The organism is Mesorhizobium sp. M1295, assembly GCF_040318135.1.
Taxonomy (GTDB): domain Bacteria; phylum Pseudomonadota; class Alphaproteobacteria; order Rhizobiales; family Rhizobiaceae; genus Mesorhizobium.
Genome location: NZ_JAMYLU010000015.1, coordinates 129,256 through 150,345 on the forward strand (window position 1 = coordinate 129,256; position 21,090 = coordinate 150,345).

Annotated in this window: 25 protein-coding genes; 9 read left to right on the forward strand and 16 right to left on the reverse strand. The window is 63.3% G+C overall.

Annotation, left to right across the window (positions count from 1 at the left end; translation table 11 throughout):
- Positions 1–24: 24 nt before the first annotated feature.
- From NKH29_RS20885 to NKH29_RS20910, 6 genes are all read right to left on the reverse strand, one after another.
- Complete coding sequence (locus NKH29_RS20885; RefSeq protein ID WP_023718947.1) at positions 25–2,313, reverse strand: hybrid sensor histidine kinase/response regulator; 2,289 nt, start codon at positions 2,311–2,313, stop codon at positions 25–27.
- Between the two features lie 88 nt (positions 2,314–2,401).
- A complete protein-coding gene (acuI, locus tag NKH29_RS20890; RefSeq protein ID WP_352964148.1) occupies positions 2,402–3,391 on the reverse strand; it encodes an acrylyl-CoA reductase (NADPH) in 990 nt (329 codons plus the stop codon).
- A gap of 52 nt (positions 3,392–3,443) precedes the next feature.
- Positions 3,444–3,920, reverse strand: a complete 477-nt coding sequence (gene lspA, locus NKH29_RS20895; RefSeq protein WP_023718949.1) for a signal peptidase II — start codon at positions 3,918–3,920, stop codon at positions 3,444–3,446.
- A 26-nt stretch (positions 3,921–3,946) separates the two neighbouring features.
- Positions 3,947–4,810 (reverse strand): TrmH family RNA methyltransferase, encoded by an 864-nt coding sequence (locus NKH29_RS20900; RefSeq protein ID WP_023718950.1) that lies wholly within the window; start codon positions 4,808–4,810, stop codon positions 3,947–3,949.
- Positions 4,811–5,872 (reverse strand): RsmD family RNA methyltransferase, encoded by a 1,062-nt coding sequence (locus tag NKH29_RS20905; protein WP_353000503.1) that lies wholly within the window; start codon positions 5,870–5,872, stop codon positions 4,811–4,813.
- An 89-nt stretch (positions 5,873–5,961) separates the two neighbouring features.
- On the reverse strand, positions 5,962–6,447 hold the full coding sequence (locus tag NKH29_RS20910) for a DUF1772 domain-containing protein (RefSeq protein ID WP_023718952.1): 486 nt from the start codon (positions 6,445–6,447) through the stop codon (positions 5,962–5,964).
- 124 nt (positions 6,448–6,571) lie between these two features.
- On the opposite strand from NKH29_RS20910, the gene NKH29_RS20915 reads away from it, so the two are divergent.
- Together NKH29_RS20915 and NKH29_RS20920 are read left to right on the forward strand one after the other, a co-directional pair.
- Positions 6,572–7,255 carry a helix-turn-helix transcriptional regulator gene (locus NKH29_RS20915; protein ID WP_023718953.1) on the forward strand — a complete coding sequence of 228 codons (684 nt, stop codon included), beginning with the start codon at positions 6,572–6,574 and terminating at the stop codon, positions 7,253–7,255.
- A gap of 86 nt (positions 7,256–7,341) precedes the next feature.
- Positions 7,342–7,710, forward strand: coding sequence for a VOC family protein (locus tag NKH29_RS20920; RefSeq protein ID WP_031193999.1), 369 nt, complete (start codon positions 7,342–7,344; stop codon positions 7,708–7,710).
- A 106-nt stretch (positions 7,711–7,816) separates the two neighbouring features.
- On the opposite strand, the gene lhpI is transcribed toward NKH29_RS20920, so the two are convergent.
- The 4 genes from lhpI to sppA all read right to left on the reverse strand — a co-directional run bounded on the left by lhpI (position 7,817) and on the right by sppA (position 10,535).
- A complete protein-coding gene (lhpI, locus tag NKH29_RS20925) occupies positions 7,817–8,782 on the reverse strand; it encodes a bifunctional Delta(1)-pyrroline-2-carboxylate/Delta(1)-piperideine-2-carboxylate reductase (RefSeq protein ID WP_023718954.1) in 966 nt (321 codons plus the stop codon).
- 51 nt (positions 8,783–8,833) lie between these two features.
- Entirely contained in the window at positions 8,834–9,166 is a 333-nt protein-coding gene (locus tag NKH29_RS20930) for a lipopolysaccharide assembly protein LapA domain-containing protein (RefSeq protein WP_023718955.1), read from the reverse strand.
- Positions 9,167–9,215: 49 nt separating this feature from the next.
- Positions 9,216–9,500, reverse strand: coding sequence for an integration host factor subunit beta (locus tag NKH29_RS20935; protein WP_006200394.1), 285 nt, complete (start codon positions 9,498–9,500; stop codon positions 9,216–9,218).
- 78 nt (positions 9,501–9,578) lie between these two features.
- A complete protein-coding gene (sppA, locus tag NKH29_RS20940) occupies positions 9,579–10,535 on the reverse strand; it encodes a signal peptide peptidase SppA (protein ID WP_023718956.1) in 957 nt (318 codons plus the stop codon).
- Positions 10,536–10,840: 305 nt separating this feature from the next.
- Here sppA and lptC point away from each other — a divergent pair, with 305 nt between their 5' ends.
- From lptC to ptsN, 6 genes are all read left to right on the forward strand, one after another.
- Complete coding sequence (gene lptC, locus NKH29_RS20945) at positions 10,841–11,554, forward strand: LPS export ABC transporter periplasmic protein LptC (RefSeq protein WP_023718957.1); 714 nt, start codon at positions 10,841–10,843, stop codon at positions 11,552–11,554.
- Positions 11,541–12,152, forward strand: a complete 612-nt coding sequence (locus NKH29_RS20950) for an LptA/OstA family protein (RefSeq protein ID WP_023718958.1) — start codon at positions 11,541–11,543, stop codon at positions 12,150–12,152. The genes lptC and NKH29_RS20950 overlap by 14 nt, the downstream gene beginning before the upstream one ends.
- A complete protein-coding gene (lptB, locus tag NKH29_RS20955) occupies positions 12,152–12,970 on the forward strand; it encodes an LPS export ABC transporter ATP-binding protein (protein ID WP_023718959.1) in 819 nt (272 codons plus the stop codon). The genes NKH29_RS20950 and lptB overlap by 1 nt, the downstream gene beginning before the upstream one ends.
- Positions 12,971–13,168: 198 nt before the next feature.
- Entirely contained in the window at positions 13,169–14,695 is a 1,527-nt protein-coding gene (gene rpoN / locus NKH29_RS20960) for an RNA polymerase factor sigma-54 (protein ID WP_352483586.1), read from the forward strand.
- Positions 14,696–14,983: 288 nt separating this feature from the next.
- Positions 14,984–15,568, forward strand: coding sequence for a ribosome hibernation-promoting factor, HPF/YfiA family (hpf, locus tag NKH29_RS20965; RefSeq protein ID WP_352483585.1), 585 nt, complete (start codon positions 14,984–14,986; stop codon positions 15,566–15,568).
- Positions 15,569–15,627: 59 nt separating this feature from the next.
- Entirely contained in the window at positions 15,628–16,092 is a 465-nt protein-coding gene (gene ptsN, locus NKH29_RS20970; protein ID WP_023718962.1) for a PTS IIA-like nitrogen regulatory protein PtsN, read from the forward strand.
- Positions 16,093–16,163: 71 nt separating this feature from the next.
- On the opposite strand, the gene NKH29_RS20975 is transcribed toward ptsN, so the two are convergent.
- Together NKH29_RS20975 and NKH29_RS20980 are read right to left on the reverse strand one after the other, a co-directional pair.
- The gene (locus NKH29_RS20975; protein ID WP_352483584.1) at positions 16,164–16,421 is read right to left on the reverse strand and encodes a BQ00720 family protein; all 258 of its coding nucleotides are present in this window, start codon (positions 16,419–16,421) and stop codon (positions 16,164–16,166) included.
- Positions 16,422–16,484: 63 nt separating this feature from the next.
- Complete coding sequence (locus NKH29_RS20980; RefSeq protein ID WP_023718964.1) at positions 16,485–16,910, reverse strand: Hsp20 family protein; 426 nt, start codon at positions 16,908–16,910, stop codon at positions 16,485–16,487.
- Between the two features lie 144 nt (positions 16,911–17,054).
- On the opposite strand from NKH29_RS20980, the gene NKH29_RS20985 reads away from it, so the two are divergent.
- A complete protein-coding gene (locus tag NKH29_RS20985; protein ID WP_352483583.1) occupies positions 17,055–17,996 on the forward strand; it encodes a nucleoside hydrolase in 942 nt (313 codons plus the stop codon).
- A gap of 6 nt (positions 17,997–18,002) precedes the next feature.
- On the opposite strand, the gene NKH29_RS20990 is transcribed toward NKH29_RS20985, so the two are convergent.
- From NKH29_RS20990 to NKH29_RS21005, 4 genes are all read right to left on the reverse strand, one after another.
- Positions 18,003–18,239 (reverse strand): hypothetical protein, encoded by a 237-nt coding sequence (locus NKH29_RS20990; protein ID WP_023718966.1) that lies wholly within the window; start codon positions 18,237–18,239, stop codon positions 18,003–18,005.
- Between the two features lie 249 nt (positions 18,240–18,488).
- Entirely contained in the window at positions 18,489–18,809 is a 321-nt protein-coding gene (locus NKH29_RS20995; protein ID WP_353000505.1) for a hypothetical protein, read from the reverse strand.
- A gap of 98 nt (positions 18,810–18,907) precedes the next feature.
- Positions 18,908–19,522 (reverse strand): LysE family translocator, encoded by a 615-nt coding sequence (locus tag NKH29_RS21000; protein WP_023675274.1) that lies wholly within the window; start codon positions 19,520–19,522, stop codon positions 18,908–18,910.
- Between the two features lie 103 nt (positions 19,523–19,625).
- Positions 19,626–21,086: an amidase gene (locus NKH29_RS21005; RefSeq protein ID WP_353000507.1), complete on the reverse strand. Its 1,461-nt coding sequence runs from the start codon at positions 21,084–21,086 to the stop codon at positions 19,626–19,628.
- Positions 21,087–21,090 lie beyond the last annotated feature (4 nt).

The following is a 21,090-nucleotide window of genomic DNA, read 5'->3' on the forward strand; positions in this document are numbered from 1 at the left end:
TCTATCGACCGTCTATGTTGTGCCTCAAGCGGCCACTTGCCCTTCAACCGCATGAACCAGGGCATCAGGGTCGAGCGGCTTGGTGACGAAGCCGCTCGCACCGTGGGCGAGCACGGCGTGGCGGGTCTTTTCCTGGCTGTCGGCCGACAGCACCATGATCGGCACCGGCGGAACCGCGGTCTCCTCCTCATGGCGGCGGATGGCGGCGATGGCGTCCAGCCCGTCCATGACAGGCATATGCAGGTCCATCAGCACCACGTCGTAGCGGTGCTTATGGCCGGTGCTGATGACCGCCTCGACCGCGGCCTTGCCGTTGCCGACCACTTTCACCCGATGCCCGGCCTTCAGGAGGGTGGCGCGGGCCAGCATGGCGTTGATGTCGTTGTCCTCGGCGATCAGCACCGACAGGCCCTGCTGGCGGCCGCCAATGGCGTGCCCAGCCTGCGCGCCGCGCTTTTGCGGTTGCGGCTCGGCGATGACCGGTGCGTGGCTGGTCAAAAGCACGCGCAGCAATGTCTCGCCGCGCACCGGCCTCGCCAGGAAGGTGGCGTAACCGTTGGCACGGAACTCGCCAAGCATGCCGCGGTCGGTCGGCGCGATCAGCGTCACCGCCTCGCAATCGACAAATCCGCTCTGGCGCAGGCGCCTGAGCAGCCTGCCGTCGCTTTGCTCCATGGCAGCATCGACCAGAAGCACGTTGCAGCCCTCGGCGAAAGGGGCGGCCTGGGCGGCGGCGGCGGCCAGATCGACCGTTCCGCCATTGGCGCGAATGGTGCGGGCGATGGCTTCGGCCTCGACCAGGTTCTTCGACACGATTACCGCATGCCGGCCCAACAGCGCGTTCTGGCGGATCTGCAGCGCCTCGACGGCGGAAATAGCGGGAATCTCGAAGACGAATTCGGATCCCTGGCCAAGCCGGCTCGACACCGAGATAGTGCCGCCCATCGCCGTCACCAGGCGCTTGGAAATCGCGAGACCGAGGCCGGCACCACCATGCGTACGGGTCGAGGTGCCGTCAGCCTGTTCGAAGTCCTCGAAGATGCGCTCCATGTCCTCCTCGCGCAGACCGGGGCCGGTGTCGGTGATGGTGAAGCGGATGCGGTTGGTGGTTTCGGTGCGGACGCGGCCGATGCTTGCCAGGACGCCGCCGCTGTCGGTGAACTTGACGGCATTGCCGATAAGGTTGAGCAGCACCTGCCTGACCCTGCCGGGGTCGGCGGTGATCAGCTGCGGCACGTCGGGTTCGACATGGCAGCCGAGGCCGATATCCTTGGCAAAAGCCCGCGCCGCCAAAAGCTCGATGACATTGTCGGCGATCTCGCGCACCGACATCGGTTGCGGTTCGGGATCGAAGCGGCCGGCCTCGATCTTGGAATAGTCGAGCAGGTCCTCGATCAGCGCCAGCAGCGCGCTGGCCGAGGTCGAGATGGCGCCGACATAGGTCCGCTGCTCGGGCGAAAGGCTGGTGTCGGCGAGAAGCCGGGCCATGCCCATGATGCCGTTCATCGGCGTGCGTATCTCGTGGCTGACGGTGGCGAGGAAGCGCGATTTGGCCTGGCTCGCATATTCGGCCCGTTCGCGGGCGGTGATCAGCGAGGATTCGGCGCGTTTGCGGGCGGTGATGTCACGGGCGATGGCGCGATGCGAAACGGCGCCGCTGTCCTTGTCGCGCACCGACAGCTCGATCCAAGAGAACCAGCGTGGGCCGTCCGGCGTGCGAATGGCGACATCAGTGGAACTCAGGCATTCATGGTCGGAAAAGGCGGCGTCGGGAACGATGCCGACATCGATGCCTAGTTCCGCCAGGGTCTTGCCGGCGAGGTCGCGCTGGTCGGTTTCGACAAGGTCGGCGAAAACCTTGTTGGCGTAGACGATATGGCCGTCGCGGTCGCGGTGGACGACGAGATCGCCGAGTGCATCGATCAGACCGCGAAAGCGCTCCTCGCTCTCCTGCATCTCCCACATGCGGTCGGCCAGCGTCTCGATCTCGGCGCGACTGCGGGCGGTCGTGGCATCGAGCAGGGCCACCGCGCGACGCTGGGTGCGCCTGTTGCGCAGATGCATGGCGAGCCCGGCGATGGCTGTCGCCAAAAGGCCAATGGTGATGAAGATCGGCGCTCCGGTCAGATGCGACAGGCCTGCCAGCACGACGATGGCGACGAGAGTCAGGAAGGGCAGGCCGTGGCGGTTGGCGTCCGGCAATTCCGGCGCCAGCGGCGGCGCGGCGACAAGCTGCCGCCCTGACGCCTCGGGGGCCGCCCGGTCGGCCCGTTCGGCTGGTTCCGCCTCTCTGATGCCGGGTTCCGCAATCATACGGAATTCCTGCCAGACAGAGCTTATTGAAGGTTGTGGTTGATCGTTCGAATTTTAGCGGTCGCGCTCTTTTTTTCCCTTTGGAGCCTCACATGTCCACCACCACGCGGCCGCGGATCTTGCCCTCGACGATGTCATGCGCGGCGCCGATGATGCCGTCGAAGCCGATGCTCGTCGACAGGCTGGCAAGCTTTGCGTGATCGAGATCGGTGCCGATGCGGCGCCAGGCCTCGATGCGGACCGCCTTGGGCGCCATCACCGAATCGATGCCGAGCAGCGAGACGCCGCGCAGGATGAACGGGGCGACGCTTGCCGGCAGGTCCATGCCGCCGGCGAGGCCGCAAGCGGCAACGGCGCCGCCATAGGAGGTCATCGACAGGACGTTGGCCAGCGTGTGGCTGCCGACAGCGTCGATGCCGCCGGCCCAGCGTTCCTTGGCTAGCGGTTTTGCAGGCTGCGCAAGCTCGTCGCGTGAAATCACTTCCGCGGCACCGAGGGCGGTCAGATAGGGGCTTTCGGCACTGCGGCCGGTCGAGGCGATGACGTGATAGCCGAGGCTGGACAGGATCGAGACCGCGACCGACCCGACGCCACCGGCAGCGCCCGTCACCACCACAGGGCCGCGGTCGGGCACGATGCCGTGGCGCTCCAGCGCGATGACGCAAAGCATGGCGGTGTAGCCGGCGGTGCCGACCGCCATCGCATCATGCGGGCTCATGCCGTCCGGCAGCGGTACCAGCCAGTCGCCCTTGACGCGGGCGCGTCCGGCAAAGGCGCCGAAATGCGTCTCGCCGACGCCCCAGCCGTTCAATATGACCTTGTCACCCTCGCGCCAGTCGGGATTGGAAGACGAGATGACGGTGCCGGCGAAATCGACGCCCGGCACCAGCGGCCAGCGGCGGATCACCGGCGCCTTGCCGGTGATTGCAAGGCCGTCCTTGTAGTTCACCGTCGTCGCCTCCACCGCGACGGTGACGTCGCCTTCCATCAGGTCTGCCTCGGTGAGCTCGGTCACCGCGACCGACTGGTTTTTCTCGGCGTCGCGCGAAACGAGGATGGCTTTGAAGGCTTCGGGCATTTTTTCTCCTCGGGCTTGCAAATAAGAAATGTGCGGTGCCGGGCGAGTGAGGTCAATCGCTCGATGTTCCGCGCCACCAGCCAATGAGCTCATCGAAGACGACCAGCACGGCACCGACCGAAATGAAGGCATCGGCGAGGTTGAAGATCGCGAAGGACCAGACCGGCGTGTGAAACAGAATATAGTCGATGACATGGCCATAGGCAGCGCGGTCGATCAGATTGCCGAGCGCGCCGCCGACGATCAGCGCGAAGCCGACGCGGGCAAGCAGGTGGCCGGGCGGCGTGCGGGCCGCAAGATAGAGAACGAAAGCGACCACCAGAACCGCGACGACCACCAGGCCGGTGTCGCCGAAGGACGAAAACAGCGAAAACGCGATGCCGGTGTTGTAGGTGCGGTACAGCGCCAGGAACGGCAGGAGATCGAGCCTTTCCTGGAAGGCAAGGCCGGTCTCGACCAGATATTTCAGCCACTGGTCGAGCGCTATCGCGGCGACAACCAGAAAAGCGTAGGGGCTCCAGGACTTCATGGTTTGCAGTTTCACGGTTTGGGATGTCACGATCGGGCATCCTCCGGGCCGAGCTTCAGCGCGCCGCGCCGGATCTCGAACAGCATGACGCCGGTGGCCACCGCAAGGTTGAGCGAATCGGCGCGGCCTGCCTGCGGTATCCGCAGCAGCTTGTCGCAGCTTGCGGCAAGCTCGTCAGGCAGGCCTTGCTGCTCGTTGCCCATCATCAAAAGCACCGGGCCTTTTGAAAAATCGACCGAGCGGTAGTCGACCGCACCCTTAAGATGGGTGCCGGCGACGAGGCCGGGAAAGCTCTTTCGCCAGGCGAGAAAAGCCTCGGCCGACGCCTTGGCGACCGGCACGGCGAAGATCGAGCCCATGGTGGCGCGTACCGTCTCGACCGAAAAGGGATCGGTGGTCTCGCCGACCAGGATGACGCCTTTGGCGCCGACGGCGTCGACCGTGCGGATGACGGTGCCGAGGTTGCCGGGGTCGCGGACGCGGTCGAGCACCACCCAGACGTCGCCATCATGGGCGCGAATGTCCTTCAGCGGCAGCAATTTCTGCGAGAACACGCCGACGACCATTTGCGGATTGTCGCGGCGGGTGATGGCGACCAGCACGTTTTCCGAAACTTCAAGTACGGTGCCGCCGGCGGCAACCGTGCGCGCCGCAACTTTTTCAACCGCCGCATTGCCACGTCCGGCCTTGGCGAAAACCAATGTCCTGATAGACCAGCCGAGATCGAGCGCGTCGATGACCAGCTTCAGGCCTTCGGCCATGAAGGCATTCTGCTGGTCGCGGAATTTCTTCTGCGCGAGCGCCTTGATGTCCTTGACCAGCGGATTGGCGAGGCTGGTGACTTCCTTCACCTGCCCTGGCGCGCCCGCGTGCCGTTCGTACGCACTCATTCAGGCCACCCAGCGCGAGAACAGCGAGGTCGAAAGCGCCCGGCCGGCGGATTTCTCGCGGATGATCAATTCGCCGGATTCGACCGTGCCGCCCATGCCGGCGAAGGTGTCGCGCATCAAGGCGTGGATGGCGAAGAAAGAGGCGCGGATCGAATAGGCGGTCAGCACCACAGCGAGCGGCTTCGGCGTCAGGATCGCACGGCAGATGTCGGTCAGCGCCGGCAAATCTTCGAACAGATGCCAGACCTCGCCCTTCGGTCCGCGGCCATAGGCGGGCGGGTCGAACAGGATGATGTCGTAGCGGCTGCCGCGGCGCTCCTCGCGCTCGGCGAATTTCACGGCATCGTCGACGATCCAGCGGATCGGCCTTTGCGACAGGCCCGCCATCTCCTGGTTTTCGCGCGCCCAGCCGATCGCCTTCTTGGAAGCATCGACATGGGTGACCTCGGCGCCGGCACGCGCTGCCACCAGCGAGGCAAGGCCGGTATAACCGAACAGGTTCAGCACCTTCACCGGCCGTTTTGCCGCCGCAATCAGCCCGGCCATGTGGTCCCAGTGCGAGGCCTGCTCGGGAAAGACGCCGACATGGCGAAACGAAGTGAAGCGGCCGAGATAGTCGATGCCGTCATGCTTCATCGGCCAGGTCTCGCCGAGCGGCGTCTTCGGAAAGCGCCAGCGGCCGATGCCTTCCTCGTCGGTATCGCCGGTGAAAATGGCATCGGCGCGTTCCCAGTCCCTGGCCGGCAATGCCTTTTGCCAGATCGCCTGGCCCTCCGGCCGAACGATGCGGTAGGGGCCGTATTGCTCGAGCTTTTCTCCGGTGCCGCTGTCGAGCAGCGCGTAGTCCTGATTGGCGCCGACTTCGAGGATCAGCGGCAGATGTTCGGCAGGCAGCGCGCCATCGCGGCGCGAAAGAGGGCGCGGCGCTGCTTTCTGCTCGGACCGGCCCTGCGGTTTCGTCTCCGGACCAGCGGTTGGATTGGCGTCGCGCCGCCGTGGCTGCTCCATCCCGCCTTTCGAGGGCGAGCGGCTGTCGCGGCGTTTGTCGCGAAAAGGTTTCAAGAAGGCGCATCTCCGGACGGCGGCTGCGCCGCTTCTGCCACAGCGAATTGACCGGCGCAACAAAAGGGCTGCAGGCGTTTGCGAACGGATCAGCCACGCCTGATCGACAGCAGCCCGACTGCGAGCGCGATGAAACCGACGGCCTTGAAGCCGGTGACGACCATATGGCCGGCTTCCCAGCGGCTCCGGATAGCTTCGAAATTGCCCGGGATCGGTCCAGGCACCCAGGTGGCCAGGACATCGTTTGCCGGTTTGACGAGCGCAACCCACGCGACAAGCGCCATCAGATAAAGCATGGTGGCGGCCAACACCCACCAGAATGCCGGGCGGTCGCCGCGCAGCATCCATGCGAGGAGCCCCGGACAGGCGACGGCCGCCACGTCCAGCGGTGCGCCGACAGTCAAAAAGAACTGGAACTGAGCATTGAAGACCGTGGTTTCTCGCCAGAGCGACGGCGGCCATCTGGTCAGCCGCGGCACCGATTCCAGTACGTGGGCGAAGGATGGTCCGAGGCTTAGGGCAGCAACGGTGGCGGTCAAAACAGACCAGAACAACAGAAGACCGCGTATATCCATAATGGCCAGACAACGGCGTCAGGCCGCATACGTTCCGGTCGGCGATCATCCTGCTTGCCGCCGAAAGCGCAGGCGCACTATCGTCCATCCAAATTGGGCATCCATCCAAACCGGGTTGCGATCCATGTCCCGCGCCGAACGCCTGCTCGACTTGATCCAGATCCTGCGCCGGCATCGCCGGCCAGTCAGCGGCCGCAGCCTTGCCGGCGAAATGGGTGTGTCGATCCGCACGCTCTATCGCGATATCGCCACGTTGCAGGGGCAGGGCGCACCGATCGAGGGCGAGGCGGGGCTGGGTTACGTGCTCAGGCCAGGCTTCATGCTGCCGCCCTTGATGTTCACCGACGAGGAGATCGAGGCGATCGTGCTCGGTTCGCGCTGGGTGGCCAAGCAGCCGGACTGGCGGCTTGCCAACGCCGCCACCGACGCGCTGGCCAAGATCGCCGCCGTGCTGCCGGACGATTTGCGCGAAGAGCTCGATGCCTCGACGCTGCTGGTCGGGTCGCGCACCGAGGTCACCGAAGGCATCGATCTCGGCGTGGTGCGGCAAGCCATCCGCGAGGAGCACAAGTTGAGCTTTGTCTATCGCGATGCCGGCGGCGCTGCCTCCGAGCGCACCGTCTGGCCGTTTGCACTCGGCTTCTTCGACAAGGTGCGCGTCGTCGCGGCGTGGTGCGAGATGCGCCAGGATTTCAGGCACTTTCGCGCCGATCGGATATCCGGCCTCAACGCCACCGAGACGCGTTATCCGCGCCGTCGCCAGGTGCTGCTCAAAGAATGGCGGGCGACGCTCGACAAGCCAAGCTAAGGCTGCCGCTCAGTTAAGACTGCTGCCAGAATCTGGCAGTGGTGCACGCTATGCTGCTCCAGTCGAAACCATCTGGAGAGCAATTCATGACACCGCCCAATTTCGTCATCCTCTATGTCGACAAGCCTGAGCAAAGCGGCGCCTTCTACAGCGCGCTGCTCGGACGCGAGCCGGTCGACACCTCGCCGACCTTCGTGTTGTTCGTGCTCGACAACGGCTTCAAACTCGGCCTCTGGTCGCGTCATACCGTAGAGCCGGCCGCGGCGGCCGCAGGCGGTGGCGCCGAGGTCGTCTTTGCGTTGGATACGCCTGGCGCTGTCGACACCACCCATGCCGAGTGGGCCGACCGTGGGCTGACCATCCTGCAGAGCCCGACCGACATGGATTTCGGCCGCACCTTCGTCGCGCTCGATCCGGACAACCACCGGCTACGGGTTTATTGGCAAAAGGAGTAAGGCAGTAGGGCAGTAGGCGAGAGCAAAGTAGCACTAGGCGCGGCGCCGCACGATTAGCACGGTTTCCTACTGCCCTACTGCCCTACTGCCCTACTGCCCTACTGCCCTACTGCCCTACGCTTGCGCGATACACGGCAATGCCGGCGGCCAGGTCCTCGAGGGCCGCGCCGACCGACTTGAACAGCGTGATCTCGTCATTGCCCTGCCGGCCTTTTTTCTGGCCGCGTGCCAGTTCATAGAGGTCGGCGACGATGGCTTGCGGCTTCAGCACGCCGGAGGCCAGCGGCTGGACGATGTCGCCGGCTTCCTTGGTGGCGCCGGCGCGGGTGTCGACATAGACGCGGGCGCGTGCAATCGCGTCGTCGTCGCTTTCGCGCATCGCCGGCGTGAAGCCGCCAACCAGATCGACATGGGTTCCCGGTTTCAAGAGTACCCCTTTGATCAGTGGCGCGGTGGTGATGGTCGCCGATGACACGATATCGGCCTGGCCGAGTTCGACGTCGAGATCGCCTGCGGCGTCGGCCGCAAAACCCTCGGCACGCAATTTTGCCGCGACCTTTTCGGCATTGGCCGGCGTGCGGTTCCAGATGCGGATGTTCTTGATCGGCCGCACCGCCGAATGCGCCTTTGCAAGGAATGGCGACAGCGCGCCGGCGCCGACCACCAGCAGCCGTGATGCGTCTTCGCGGGCCAGATAGGACGCGGCCAGTGCCGAGGCGCAGGCGGTGCGCCACTGCGTCAGCCGCTGGCCATCGATCAAGGCCTGAGGCTCGCCGGTGGCGCCGTCCAGCAACAGGTAGAGGCCCATCACCGCAGGCTTGCCGACGGCGTTGTTGTCGGGCGACACTGTGACGATCTTGACGCCGATATGGCCATCGGCCGAGGTGCCGGCGTTGAAGTCGGTCCAGGCCGGCATCAGAAGCAGCGTCGAGGCGGCACCGTCGGGCCGCTCGACCGTGTGATGATGCCTGACCGGCTGCACGGCGCCGTCGCGAAAAGCGGCGCGCAATGTCTCGACCAGCCCGGGAAAGGTCAGCGCGCGGTCGACCTCGGCGGCGGAAATGGTCAGCATGATGGCTCCGTGGAGAAATAGGCCGGTTGCGCTTCCTGCCCGAGCCGCGGCTCAGTTCATCGGCTTCGGCAAGGCCGGGCCCTGCGCCGCTGTGGGCGCGCGGCTGACTGCCAGACGCAGGTTCTCGGCCTCGGCGGCGCGCTGGCGCGCCAGCTTGCGGTAGCGGCCCTGCTTGATCCAGGTCGCCAGGCTGCCGACGATCATGCCGATGGCCAGCGCCAGGAACAGGAAAATGAACAGCGGCACGGTCAGCGTCAGCGCCGGATTGCCGGGATTGAACGGATCGAGCGTGAAGGCCACCGGTTCGCGGTTGGCGACGGCCAGCGCAATCAGGATGACGGCCAGCGGCACGAAAACCACGATGAGGATGAAGCGATTGAACATGTTTTTCCGTTCGGAAGAAAAGGCAGCAACGGGTCGGCGGGCGCCGCGCCTATTTGCCTCCGTTCAGCCTTTCACGCAATTCCTTGCCGGTCTTGAAGAACGGCACCCATTTCTCCTCGACCTCTACGGATTCGCCGGTGCGCGGATTGCGGCCGGTGCGGGCAGGGCGGTTTTTCACCGAAAACGCGCCGAAGCCGCGCAACTCGACCCGGTTGCCCTCGGCAAGCGCGTCGGTGATTTCATCGAAGATGGCGCCGACAATGTTTTCGACATCGCGCAGGAAAAGATGCGGATTGCGCGTGGCGATGATCTGCACAAGTTCGGATTTGATCATGAAAAGGCTCCCCGTGAAAGCAGTGCCGCCGAAATTATCAGAATGATTTTATTTGCTTTTTCACTCCCAAGCGGCTCCTCAAGGGTGCCAGACGGAAACGAGACCGTCAAGAAACAAGCGGTCCGCTCCAATTTCGTGAAGGACGTCGCCGCCATGGCCAGGCAGGCCAAGCGCAGCGCCGACGGTCTGCGCCATCGCCTTGGAGAACAGGAAACCACCGCGTTTTTCCGTGTCCTTCCATTCCACCACCTTGAGCTTGGCATCGACACCCTTGCCTGCAAGCCAGTCGATCGCTTCGGCCTCGCCGCCGACCGCGTCGATCAATCTGTTGGTGACCGCCTGCCGGCCGGTGAAGATCGACCCGTCCGCGAGCGCCAGCGCCTCCGGCTTGGTCATGTTGCGGCGCTCGGCGACGATGCCGACGAACCAGTCGTAGCTGTCGAGAATGAGTTTGCGGACCATGGCGCGTTCATCGTCATTGGTCGGCTTGAAGGGGGAAGGCGAGGCCTTCAAGGGCGAGGATTTCACCTCCTCCAGCTTGACGCCGAGCTTGTCCATGAGGCCGCTGACGTCCGGGTACTGGATCAGAACGCCGATCGAGCCGACGATCGAGGATTTGCGTGCGACAATATGGTCGGCCGCGGTGGCTATCATGTAACCCGCCGACGCCGCGAGCGTGCCGACCTCGGCCACCACCGGCTTGTCGGCGGCGAGCTTGCGCACTGCCTCGTAGATCGACTCGCCACCGACGGTGGTGCCGCCGGGTGAATCGATCGACAGGATCACAGCCTTGACGCGCGGCGACTGACGGATGGCTTCCAGCCGCTTGATCAGTTCTTCGTCTTCGGTGATGGTACCTTCGATCTTGACCTTAGCGATGTGGTCGACAGCCGCGCCGGTGAATTCGTCACCATAAATCCACGCGGAAAAGGCGATCAGCCCGGCTGCGGCGACAAGAATCGCCGCAACACGCCAGAATGTCAGCTTGCGGCGCAAGCGGCGGCGGTCGATCAGGTCGTCGGCTCTCAATGCCATGGTCAGCCTCGTAGTCGGTGGGAGCAGATGCTTTTAAAGCAACCATTCGCGCCCGGCTACCGTTTCCTGACGGCCTTCGCCAAAGCCGTCTTCGGCGTTCGGGCAAGCTTCAACCTGTCGCGTTCCACAGGCTCTAACACTGTGCGCCCATATCTGGTATGAGGTTCAGGCTGCGCTGGGGCCATTTTCGTTGTATAGGGGCGGCTGTCATATTTTTGCGGTTTTCCTCGGCTTGTGCTTGCTTGAGGGCGCCGGCACCCCACCTATAGGGCGGCCTGGCGGGCAGGGGTTTAGAAGAAGCAGTCATGTTAGCGGGACCAATCGAACCGACCAACACCGAGACGGAGTTGGCTCCCAAGGCCGCAGGCCGGGCGCGGGTCGACGCCTTTGACATCGCGCAGCGTCATTCGCGCCGGGTGCGGATCCTCAAGCTGGCCGTGCCGCTGGTCGCCGCCCTGATCGCGGTCGCGTTTCCGGTCTATTCCTATCTCATGGCTCCCGCTGCAATCGAGGTGCAGGCCGACGGCGGCTCCTTTGCCAATGGCAAGCTGGTGATGGCCAATCCCAAGCTCAACGGCTTCACCAAGCAGAACTTGCCCTATTCGATGACGGCCCTGCGCGCCATACAGGACGTCAGCAAACAAGGCATCATCGATCTGGAAGGCATCAAGGCCAGGCTGCCGATTGCGGCCGACAACACGGCCGCCATCGATGCCGCGCGCGGCACCTATGATCGCGACGGCAACACGTTCAGCCTGACCAGCGACGTGACGGTATCGACCACGGATGGCGTGGTGGCAAAATTCAAATCAGTCTATCTCGACATGGGCGAAGGCACTATGAAGACAAGCGAACCCGTCGATGTCAGCCGCGGCGGGTCGCGGATCAGGGCGGATTCGATGTCGGTCCAGGACAATGGCAAGGTCCTGGTTTTCGAGAACAAGGTGCGCGTCGACATCGATCCCGCCAGTTTGAAGGCGGCAGAGGCAAAGAGCGGAGAGACCAATGCGGTTCAGTAGTTCGGCACGGCGCCTCGCCGCGGTTTCGGCGTTGCTGACCCTCGGGCTGCCATTGGGGCTCACCCTGGGGACGGCTTCGTCGCTGGCGCAGTCCAGCGCCACCAGCCAAATGTCCGGCCTCAGGCTGTCGGGCGACAAGCCGATCCAGATCGAAAGCGACAAGCTCGAGGTGCGCCAGGCGGAAAGCGTCGCCGTCTTCACCGGCAACGTCAACGTCGTCCAGGGTCCAACCGTACTCAAGGCCGGCAAAATGACGGTCTATTACGTCAGGGATGCAGCCGCCGCCAAAGGCGCCGAGCCGGCGGGTGCCGCGGCGATGACCGGATCCGCCAACATCGACCATCTCGTGGTCGACGATAAGGTCTACATCAAATCGGACAATCAGGTTGCCACCGGCGACCGCGGCACCTTCGACATGAAGACCGAGGTGCTGGTGCTTTCGGGCAGCAAGGTCGTGCTCTCGCAAGGCGACAACGTGCTTGTCGGCTGCAAGCTTACCGTGCAGATGAAGAGCGGCCTTGCCCAGGTCGACGCCTGCGGCGGCCGCGTCATGATGTCGATCACGCCGCAGGCGAAGTCTGGAGCAGCGAAACCCTGATGACCGGCATATCGTCGCTGCTGGCGCGTCTTCCAGGGCGCGCCGCCAGCAAACTTGCGGCACCGGCCAGGGTCACCGTCGAAGCGGCAAAGTTCAAGGGAACCTTGATCGCCAAGGGGCTGACCAAAAGCTACAAGGGCCGCAAAGTCGTCAGCGGCGTGACGCTGGGCGTGCGCGCCGGCGAGGCGGTTGGGCTGCTCGGCCCCAACGGCGCCGGCAAGACGACCTGTTTCTACATGGTGACCGGGCTGGTGCCGGTCGATGAAGGCACCATCGAGATCGACGGTTTCGATGTCACGTCGATGCCGATGTATCGCCGCGCCCGTCTCGGCATCGGCTATTTGCCGCAGGAAGCGTCGATTTTTCGCGGCCTGAACGTCGAGCAAAACATCCGGGCCGTGCTCGAAGTGGTCGAAAAGAGCCGCAAGGAACGTGAGCGCCTGCTCGACGAATTGCTCGAGGAATTCCACATCAGCCATCTGCGCAAGGCTCCGTCGCTGTCGCTTTCCGGCGGTGAGCGGCGGCGCCTGGAAATTGCCCGCGCCTTGGCAACCCGCCCCGCCTACATGCTGCTCGACGAACCGTTCGCCGGCATCGACCCGATCGCCGTCGCCGACATCCAGCAGCTCGTTCGCCATCTGACGGCACGTGGCATCGGCGTGCTGATCACCGACCACAATGTGCGTGAGACCCTTGGCCTGATCGACCGCGCCTACATCATCCATGCCGGCCAGGTGCTGACCCATGGCCGAGCCGACGAAATCGTCGCAAATGCCGATGTGCGGCGGCTTTATCTTGGCGAGGGATTTACGCTCTAAATGCGAAATTCCGCTTCGAACGGGATTTCCGGCGTAGTCCGGCAGCTTTTTCTTCGATTTTCTGCCTGAAAAACGCGCTGGCAGGCGAGTTTTTCCGCACCTCGCCTTGACAAGCAAAAGCCGGGCCAGTTTCTATGCTGGCCTGGAAAATTCTTTCCGGCAGTGCGGGTGCGTAGACGGGGCGTTTGAAACCGAACCATGGCGTTGGCGGCAAAACTACAGCTACGACAGTCGCAGTCGCTGGTGATGACGCCGCAGCTGATGCAGTCGATCCGCCTGCTGCAGTTCACCCACCTCGAGCTGGAACGCTTCATCGACGACGAGATCGAACGCAATCCCCTGCTGGAACGCGCCGAACCGCAGGACGACGCCGCCAGCGACCAGGCGCAGAAGAGCGACGCCGCATCGGAACCGGCCGCCGACGGCGACTGGTTCGAAGCGGAGACGGCGTGGAGCGCCGAGGCGATCTCGGAAAAGCTCGATACGTCGCTGGAAAACCTGTTTCCCGACGATCCAGGAACGAGCGAGCGGCTCGGCCCCGACCTGACGGCGCAATGGAAATCGGCGTCCGGCAATAGTTCCGCCTCTTCCTCCGACGGCTTCGATGTCGCGGATATGGCGGCGGCTGCCATCACGCTGCGCGACCATGTCGGCGAGCAGGTGGCGCTCGCCTTCGCCGATCCGGCCGCGCGCCTGATCGCCAGCGAGCTTGCCGACGGCCTCGATGAGGCCGGCTACATGCGTGCGGACATGGCCGAGATCGCGGCCCGCCTCGGCACGGACCCCCCGGCGGTGGCAATGGCGCTGGCGATTTGCCAGACATTCGAGCCCGCCGGCATCTTCGCCCGCGACCTCGCCGAATGCCTGTCGCTGCAGCTTGCCGTGCGCGACCGGCTCGATCCGGCGATGAGGGCATTGATCGCCAATCTCGAACTCCTGGCACGGCGCGATTTCCAGACGCTGAAGCGGATTTGCGGTGTCGACGAGGAGGATCTGCTCGACATGCTGGCCGAGATCCGGGCGCTCGACCCGCGGCCGGGAATGGCGTTTTCGCGCGGTGCCAGCGATGCGATCGTGGCCGACGTCGAGGTGCGCGCAGCCAATGACGGCAGCTGGACGGTCGAGCTCAACGCCGAGACGCTACCGCGCGTGCTGGTCGATCACATCTATTTCGCTCAGGTCACGCCGCATGCGAAAAACCAAGCGGAAAAGGATTTCCTCGCCGAATGCCTGCAGAATGCCAACTGGCTGACGCGCAGCCTCGACCAGCGGGCGAAGACTATCCTGAAGGTCGCCTCCGAGATCGTGCGCCAGCAGGACGCTTTTCTCGTCCACGGCGTGCGGCACCTGAAGCCGCTCAACCTGCGCACGGTGGCGGACGCTATCGGCATGCACGAATCGACGGTCAGCCGGGTCACGGCAAACAAATACATGCTGACGCCGCGCGGCGTGTTCGAGCTGCGCTATTTCTTTACCGCCTCGATCGCTTCGTCGGGTGGCGGCGATGCGCATTCGTCGGAAGCGGTGCGCGACCGCATAAAGCAGCTGATCGACGAGGAGAAAGCCGTCGATGTGCTTTCCGACGATGCCATCGTGGACATGCTGCGGGAAAGCGGCGTCGACATTGCCAGGCGCACGGTTGCCAAATACCGGGAAGGCATGAACATACCCTCTTCGGTGCAACGGCGGCGCGAAAAACGCGCTTTGGCCAGCGCCGGCCGTTGAACTCCGGCAGAATTTCCACAGCTTTCGCGTTCATTGACAAGCGGCAACGAAGTGGCTAGAAGCCCGCCCGCATGAGACGGGCTGGCGAGTGGATTTGAGTTCGCTGATGCCCGCACGAGAGATGGTCCGTCACGACGTAGGCCACGGACGGCCAAGAAGGCGGCTTGTGATCAACCGGAAAGTTCGGATTTAAAATCGGCGCAAGTGACGCCGCAAAGCTTGTGCGCACGGACCACGAGTATAAACTCGGGACAGTTTGAAGCCTGAGCAAGGAAGGTCAGTTTTCAGATGACATTGCGCATATCGGGAAAACACATGGATATCGGCGATGCGTTCCGTACGCGCATCAACGACCGTGTCGGAGAAGTGATCGGGAAATATTTCGATCGGGGCTTTTCAGGGCAAATCGTAGTCGTCAAATCGGGGTCGCGCTACACGGCCGATTGCATGATCCGGCTGGATTCCGGTGCTTCGCTGCAGGCGACCGGCGATGCCCAGGATCCGACGCTTGCCTTCGATGCCGCGGCGGACCGTCTGGAAACCCGCCTCAGGCGCTACAAGCGCCGGCTGAAGTCGCACAATTCAGGCAATAGCAATGGCGAACTCACCGACGTCGCCTATACGGTGATGGCCCCGCTTGCCGATGACGACGAGGAGATACCGGAGAATTTCGCGCCGGCCATCGTCGCCGAATCGACCATGACGCTGCGGACCATGTCGGTGGCGTCAGCCGTGATCGAGCTCGACACCAAGGACAGCCCGGTCCTGGTCTTCCGCAATGCCGGAAACGACCATCTCAACATCGTCTATCGCCGGCCGGACGGGAATATCGGCTGGATCGACCCGTCTACGGCCAAGGTCGCGCAGGGGTAAAAACCAGCCGCACGCAAGCGTGGGGACTGGCGACGGCAGGCGAACAAGGGATTTCAAGCATGGATCTGAGCGATCTCGTCAACGTTCCGGCAATCATGCCGGCGTTGAAGGCGAACTCCAAAAAGCAGCTGCTGCAATTGCTGTCTGAAAGGGCGGCGGCAATTTCCGGCATTCCGGAGCGGGAGGTGTTCGACACCATCCTGCAACGCGAGCGGCTGGGTTCGACCGGCGTCGGCAACGGCATCGCCATTCCGCATGGCAAGCTGGCCGGGGTGAAGCGGATCGCTGGAGTTTTTGCCCGGCTGGAGACACCGGTCGATTTCGAGGCCCTCGACGATCAGCCGGTCGACCTGGTGTTTCTGCTTTTGGCCCCCGAAGGTGCCGGCGCCGACCACCTCAAGGCGCTGTCGCGCATCGCGCGGGTGCTGCGCGATGCCGACACGGTTGCCAAGATCAGGGGCACGCGCGATGCCGTGGCTATCCACGCGCTGCTGTCGGATACACAGGCCTCGCACGCCGCCTGAGTTGATTGGACCCGTTGAAGGGCCGCCGTGAGCGGCCCTGTCCGTTTCAGCCAGATCGGCGCGCCGTGTTGTTAGTGGATAGCGACGGGGGTCAGATCGTTTTCCAAGGCGCCGGCCAGCGCCCGGTCGCGAGCATCCGAAAGCAGGATCGGCTGGCCGTTGGCGGCAAACAGGGCCCACAGTTCCAGCCCGGGCGCGATTTCGCCGAGGCCCGGGAAACGGCCGCGCAGATCGTCGCTCGACACTTTCCTGAGATAGGCGACCGAACCTTCGCCGAGATGAGCGAATTCGCCGCTGGTCATGATGATATTTTCGTCAGTTCTGGTCATTTCAAGCCTCCTTGCCGCGAGACGCCGCTCAAGGCCATCCCGCATGAGAGCTATCGGCAAAACTCAGTCTTTCACCGATATGTTTATTTTTCGTACCAGCCGTTCGGACTCCGGCCGATCGAGATCGATCGACAAGAGGCCGTTCTTCAATTCCGCCGCAATCACCCGCATGCCGTCGGCCAGCACGAAACAGCGCTGGAACTGGCGCGCGGCGATGCCGCGGTGGAGGAATTCGCGCTCGGTGTCGTCGTTCTGACGGCCGCGCACGACCAACTGGTTCTCCTCCGTGGAGACATCGAGATCGCTTTCCGCGAAACCGGCGACGGCGAGCGTGATGCGCAGCCTTTCGGTTTTGCCGTCGGCACCGCTGAGGCGCTCGATGTTGTACGGAGGATAGCTGTCACCCGACTTCGCCAAGCGCTCCAGTGTCTTTTCCATGGAATCGAAACCGAGGAGAAGCGGGCTGGAAAAAGGCGTCATTCGGCTCATGTTACAGTGTCCTCTCAAGAGCGACATAAAGTGGAAAAACCCGGATGGCATTTTTCCCGATGGTCTTGATATGGTCCGCCGCCCGGCAGACTTCAAGCCGTCACACGTCCCGCCCAAAAAGACTTGCCAAAACAAGGAATTGAAATGCCCCAATCCCGCAGGATCATCATCGACACTGACCCCGGCCAGGACGATGCCGTCGCCATATTGCTGGCGCTCGGCAGCGCCGAGCTGGAGATCGTCGGCATCACCGCGGTGGCCGGCAACGTGCCGCTGAAACTCACCGAAAAAAACGCACGCAAGATCTGCGAGTTGGCCGGCCGGCCGGATGTCAAGGTCTATGCAGGCGCCATCCGGCCGCTGGCGCGTGAACTCGTCACCGCCGAGGAAGTGCATGGCAAGACCGGCCTCAACGGACCGCAACTGCCTGAGCCAAAGATGAAGCTGCAGGATCAGTATGCGGTCGATTTCATCGTCGAGACGCTGATGAAGGAGGAGACCGGCACGATCACGCTTTGCGCGCTCGGGCCGCTCACCAATGTTGCGCTGGCGCTGATCCGCGAGCCGAAAATCGCGCCGCGCATCAAGGAGATCGTGCTGATGGGCGGCGGCTTCTTCGAGGGCGGCAACGTCACGCCGACTGCCGAGTTCAACATCTATGTCGACCCGCATGCCGCCGATGTCGTGTTCAAATCCGACATTCCGATCGTGATGATGCCGCTCGACGTCACCCACAAGGCGCTGACCACCGCCAAGCGCACGAAGGCTTTCCGCAAGCTCGGCACCAGGGTCGGCACGGCGACGGCGGACATGCTGGAATTCTTCGAACGCTTCGACGAAGAGAAATACGGCACCGATGGCGGCCCGCTGCACGATCCTTGCGTCATCGCCTATCTGTTGAAGCCGAAGCTGTTCAAGGGCCGCAACTGCAATGTCAGCGTGGAAACTGCCTCGGAGCTCACCATGGGCATGACGGTGATCGACTGGTGGGGAGTGACCAAGCGGCCGAAGAACGCCATGGTGATGCGCGACATCGATCATGATGCGTTTTTCGCGCTGTTGCTGGAAAGGCTGGGGCGGCTTTAGTGCCGCTCAGTCATTGAGCAGGCGGTAGGTGCTGGTGCCGTTATTGCGGTGCTGTTGTTCGATCGAGACTTCCGATCCGATCATGTGGGGCGTCTCCACCTCACCATCGATAAATACCAGTGCGTTGCCGTCATGGAGACGGACTTCATATCTATAATAAAGTCCATGGCCGACGGAACCTTTCGGATTTAGAGGCATCGTCGCAACATCTTCGACGATGCCTCCTATGCGTTGCGTGCCCATGATCGGGCTATTCTGTCTTGTTACAATCGCCACGGCGGCCACAAGAGCGAATGAGCAAAAGAAAGCGACGCCAACGACTGTATCGCGAAACTCTTCCCGAAGCAGAAGAAGGCGGTTTCTAAGAGAAAGATTCGTCGGCCCCATCACTTAGAGTTGAATAGCGTAAGGGCTTTGTTCAAGAGCGATTTCTTCGAAGAGAGCTCTGTCACTCGTTTACCTTCGAAAACAGCTTCATTGATCGATCGCCGTTCAATTTGGAAATCGGTAGAAGACAAAGCCATTGTCGCGCGTGACGCGCTCGATGCCGACGTGCGAGCCGATCAGGCGCGGACGATCGTCGTCGATGAAAACAGATGAACCGTCTTCAAGGACCAGCATGTAGACACTTCGGCCTTTGCCCCAATGGGTACTTTTGACGGCTGCATCGATTGGGTCCACCGAGCGGATCGGGCTGGCGTTATTCGTCCACTTGAGCGGATCGAGGGCCAACACCGCCGCAAACAAAGCAACAATCAGGATCACGCCGATCGCGTGCCTTTTCACATCCACAAAAGTCCATGGCACCGGCATGAATCCCCAACTGTCGATTCATGTGGTGCACAGAAGGCTGACTTTCAATCGGGCTTCCTGTTCCAGGAGATTGCTATTTGCGTCCCGGCTCGCGGCTGTTACTTCGCCTTGGAAAACGCCAGCCACAGGCCGCCGCCCACCAGGAAGCTGCCGCTGATTCGCGACAAGAGCTTGACGCGGCCGGCCGAGAGCAGGCGTCCGGCGCGGCCGGCGGCCAACGCGTAGGTCGAATCCGAGACGGCGGCGAAGATCATGGCGGTGAGACCCATGACGCCGATCTGTAACGCGTAATTGCCTTCGGGGGCGATGAACTGCGGAAAGAAGGCGCCGAAGAACACCAGCGTCTTCGGATTGCTGATCGCCACCAGCAGGCCCTGCAGGAAGAAGCCGCCGCGCGGCTTTTTAGCCGATCCGTCGGCGTTCAGCTTGCCTTTCGAGCGGAACATCTGCACGCCCATCCAGATCAGGTAGGCGGCGCCGATCAGCCGGACCCATTCGAACCAGTGGCCCATGCCGGCGATAAGCGAGGTCAGCCCGATGCCGACGATGGCGATCATGATGGCCAGCCCGGCCTGGGTGCCGGCGACATTGGCGAGGCCGGCGCGCGAGCCGTGGCGGATGCTGTTGGCGATGATCAGCGTGACCGTCGGCCCCGGCACAAGAATGATGACGATGCAAGCGACGACGTAGGTGGCGTAGAGTTCCAGCGACATTTTTCCCTCCGCAGAATGCCGCTCGTGCGGCGCGCTGTCGCGATCAATGCATGGCGATGAGTTGCGTGCAAGCCGGCGAGGCGCCGACAATGCGGAGCTGATTTCAGCAGGCGCCGGCCTGCCATGGTAGCGTTGCCTCATAGGCGGCAGCCGCCCCCAGCACCGAGAGGTCAGCGCGTGGCCGCCCGATCAATTGCATGCCCATCGGCCTGCCCTTGGGGTCGAAGCCCACCGGCACATTGATCGCCGGGCAGCCGCCGAGCGTGGCGAACGCTGAAACCTGCATCCAGCGATGATAGCTGTCCATGGCACGCCCGGCCACTTCCCTTGGCCAGTGGGTGGAGACCTCGAAAGGGAAGACCTGCGCGGTCGGCAGCGCGATGAGATCGAATCGATCGAAGAGCGACAGCAGGGTTTTGTGCCATGACGAGCGCCTCACCGTGGCGGCGTGGATCTGCGGTGCGGTGAGGCCCAGTGCATGTTCCACTTCCCACACGGCCTCCGGCTTGAGAAGGCGGCGTTTCAAGGGATCGTCGTAATGCACCTTGAGCGCACAACCGCTGCTCGCCTGGCGAAGCGTTACAAAGGCCTGCCACAGCGCTTCGAACTCGAATTCCGGCATCAGCGGCTCGGCCTCGAAGGATAGATCCGCTAACCGGCCGAGTGCTGCCTCGCAAAGCTGTAGAATGCCTGCTTCAATCGGCAGATGACCGTCAAGATCGCCGAGCCAGGCGATGCGCCCGCCGGCCGCCCGCGATTCCAGCCCTTCGAGGAACGAGCCTGGCTTATCATGCGACAGCGGCGCGCGAGGATGATAGCCGGCCTGAACGTCGAGCAGCAGGGCGATGTCGCGCACGTTACGCCCCATCGGCCCTTCGACGCCCATTTGCGCATGAAACACATCAAGATCAGGGCCGGCCGGTACCAATCCCTGCGACGGGCGGAAGCCATAGACATTGTTGTAGGCAGCGGGATTGCGCAGCGAACCGCCGAAGTCGCTGCCATCGGCAATGGGAATCATGTCGAGCGCCAGCGCGACCGCCGCGCCGCCGCTCGAGCCGCCGGCGGTCAGCGCTGGGTCGAACGCGTTGAGCGTCTGTCCAAACACGGTATTGTAGGTGTTGGAGCCGAGCCCGAATTCGGGAACGTTGGTCTTGCCGATGATGATGGCGCCGGCCCGCCGAACACGCTCGACGAAGAAGTCGTCTTCCTCAGGCACGAAATCGGCGAAGATCGGCGAGCCGAAGGTGGTTCTCAGGCCTTTTGTCAGCGCAAGATCCTTGATCGCGATCGGCAGACCGAACAGCGATCCGGTATCTGCTCCTCGCGCCAAATGAGCGTCTGCCTCGTCGGCCTCGCGCAGGATGTCGGCACGCTCACGCAATGAAACGATGGCGTTGACCTGTGGGTTCACCGCCTCGATCCGGTCCAGGAATGCAGCGATCACTTCGCGCACCGAAAGCTGCCGGCGCCTGATCCTGTCGGCCAGTTCCACGGCGGACAGGCGGCAGATGTCGCCGGCGGGCGGCACGGCATGCCTGGTGGTCGGGCGCGTGGCTGTCATCGCG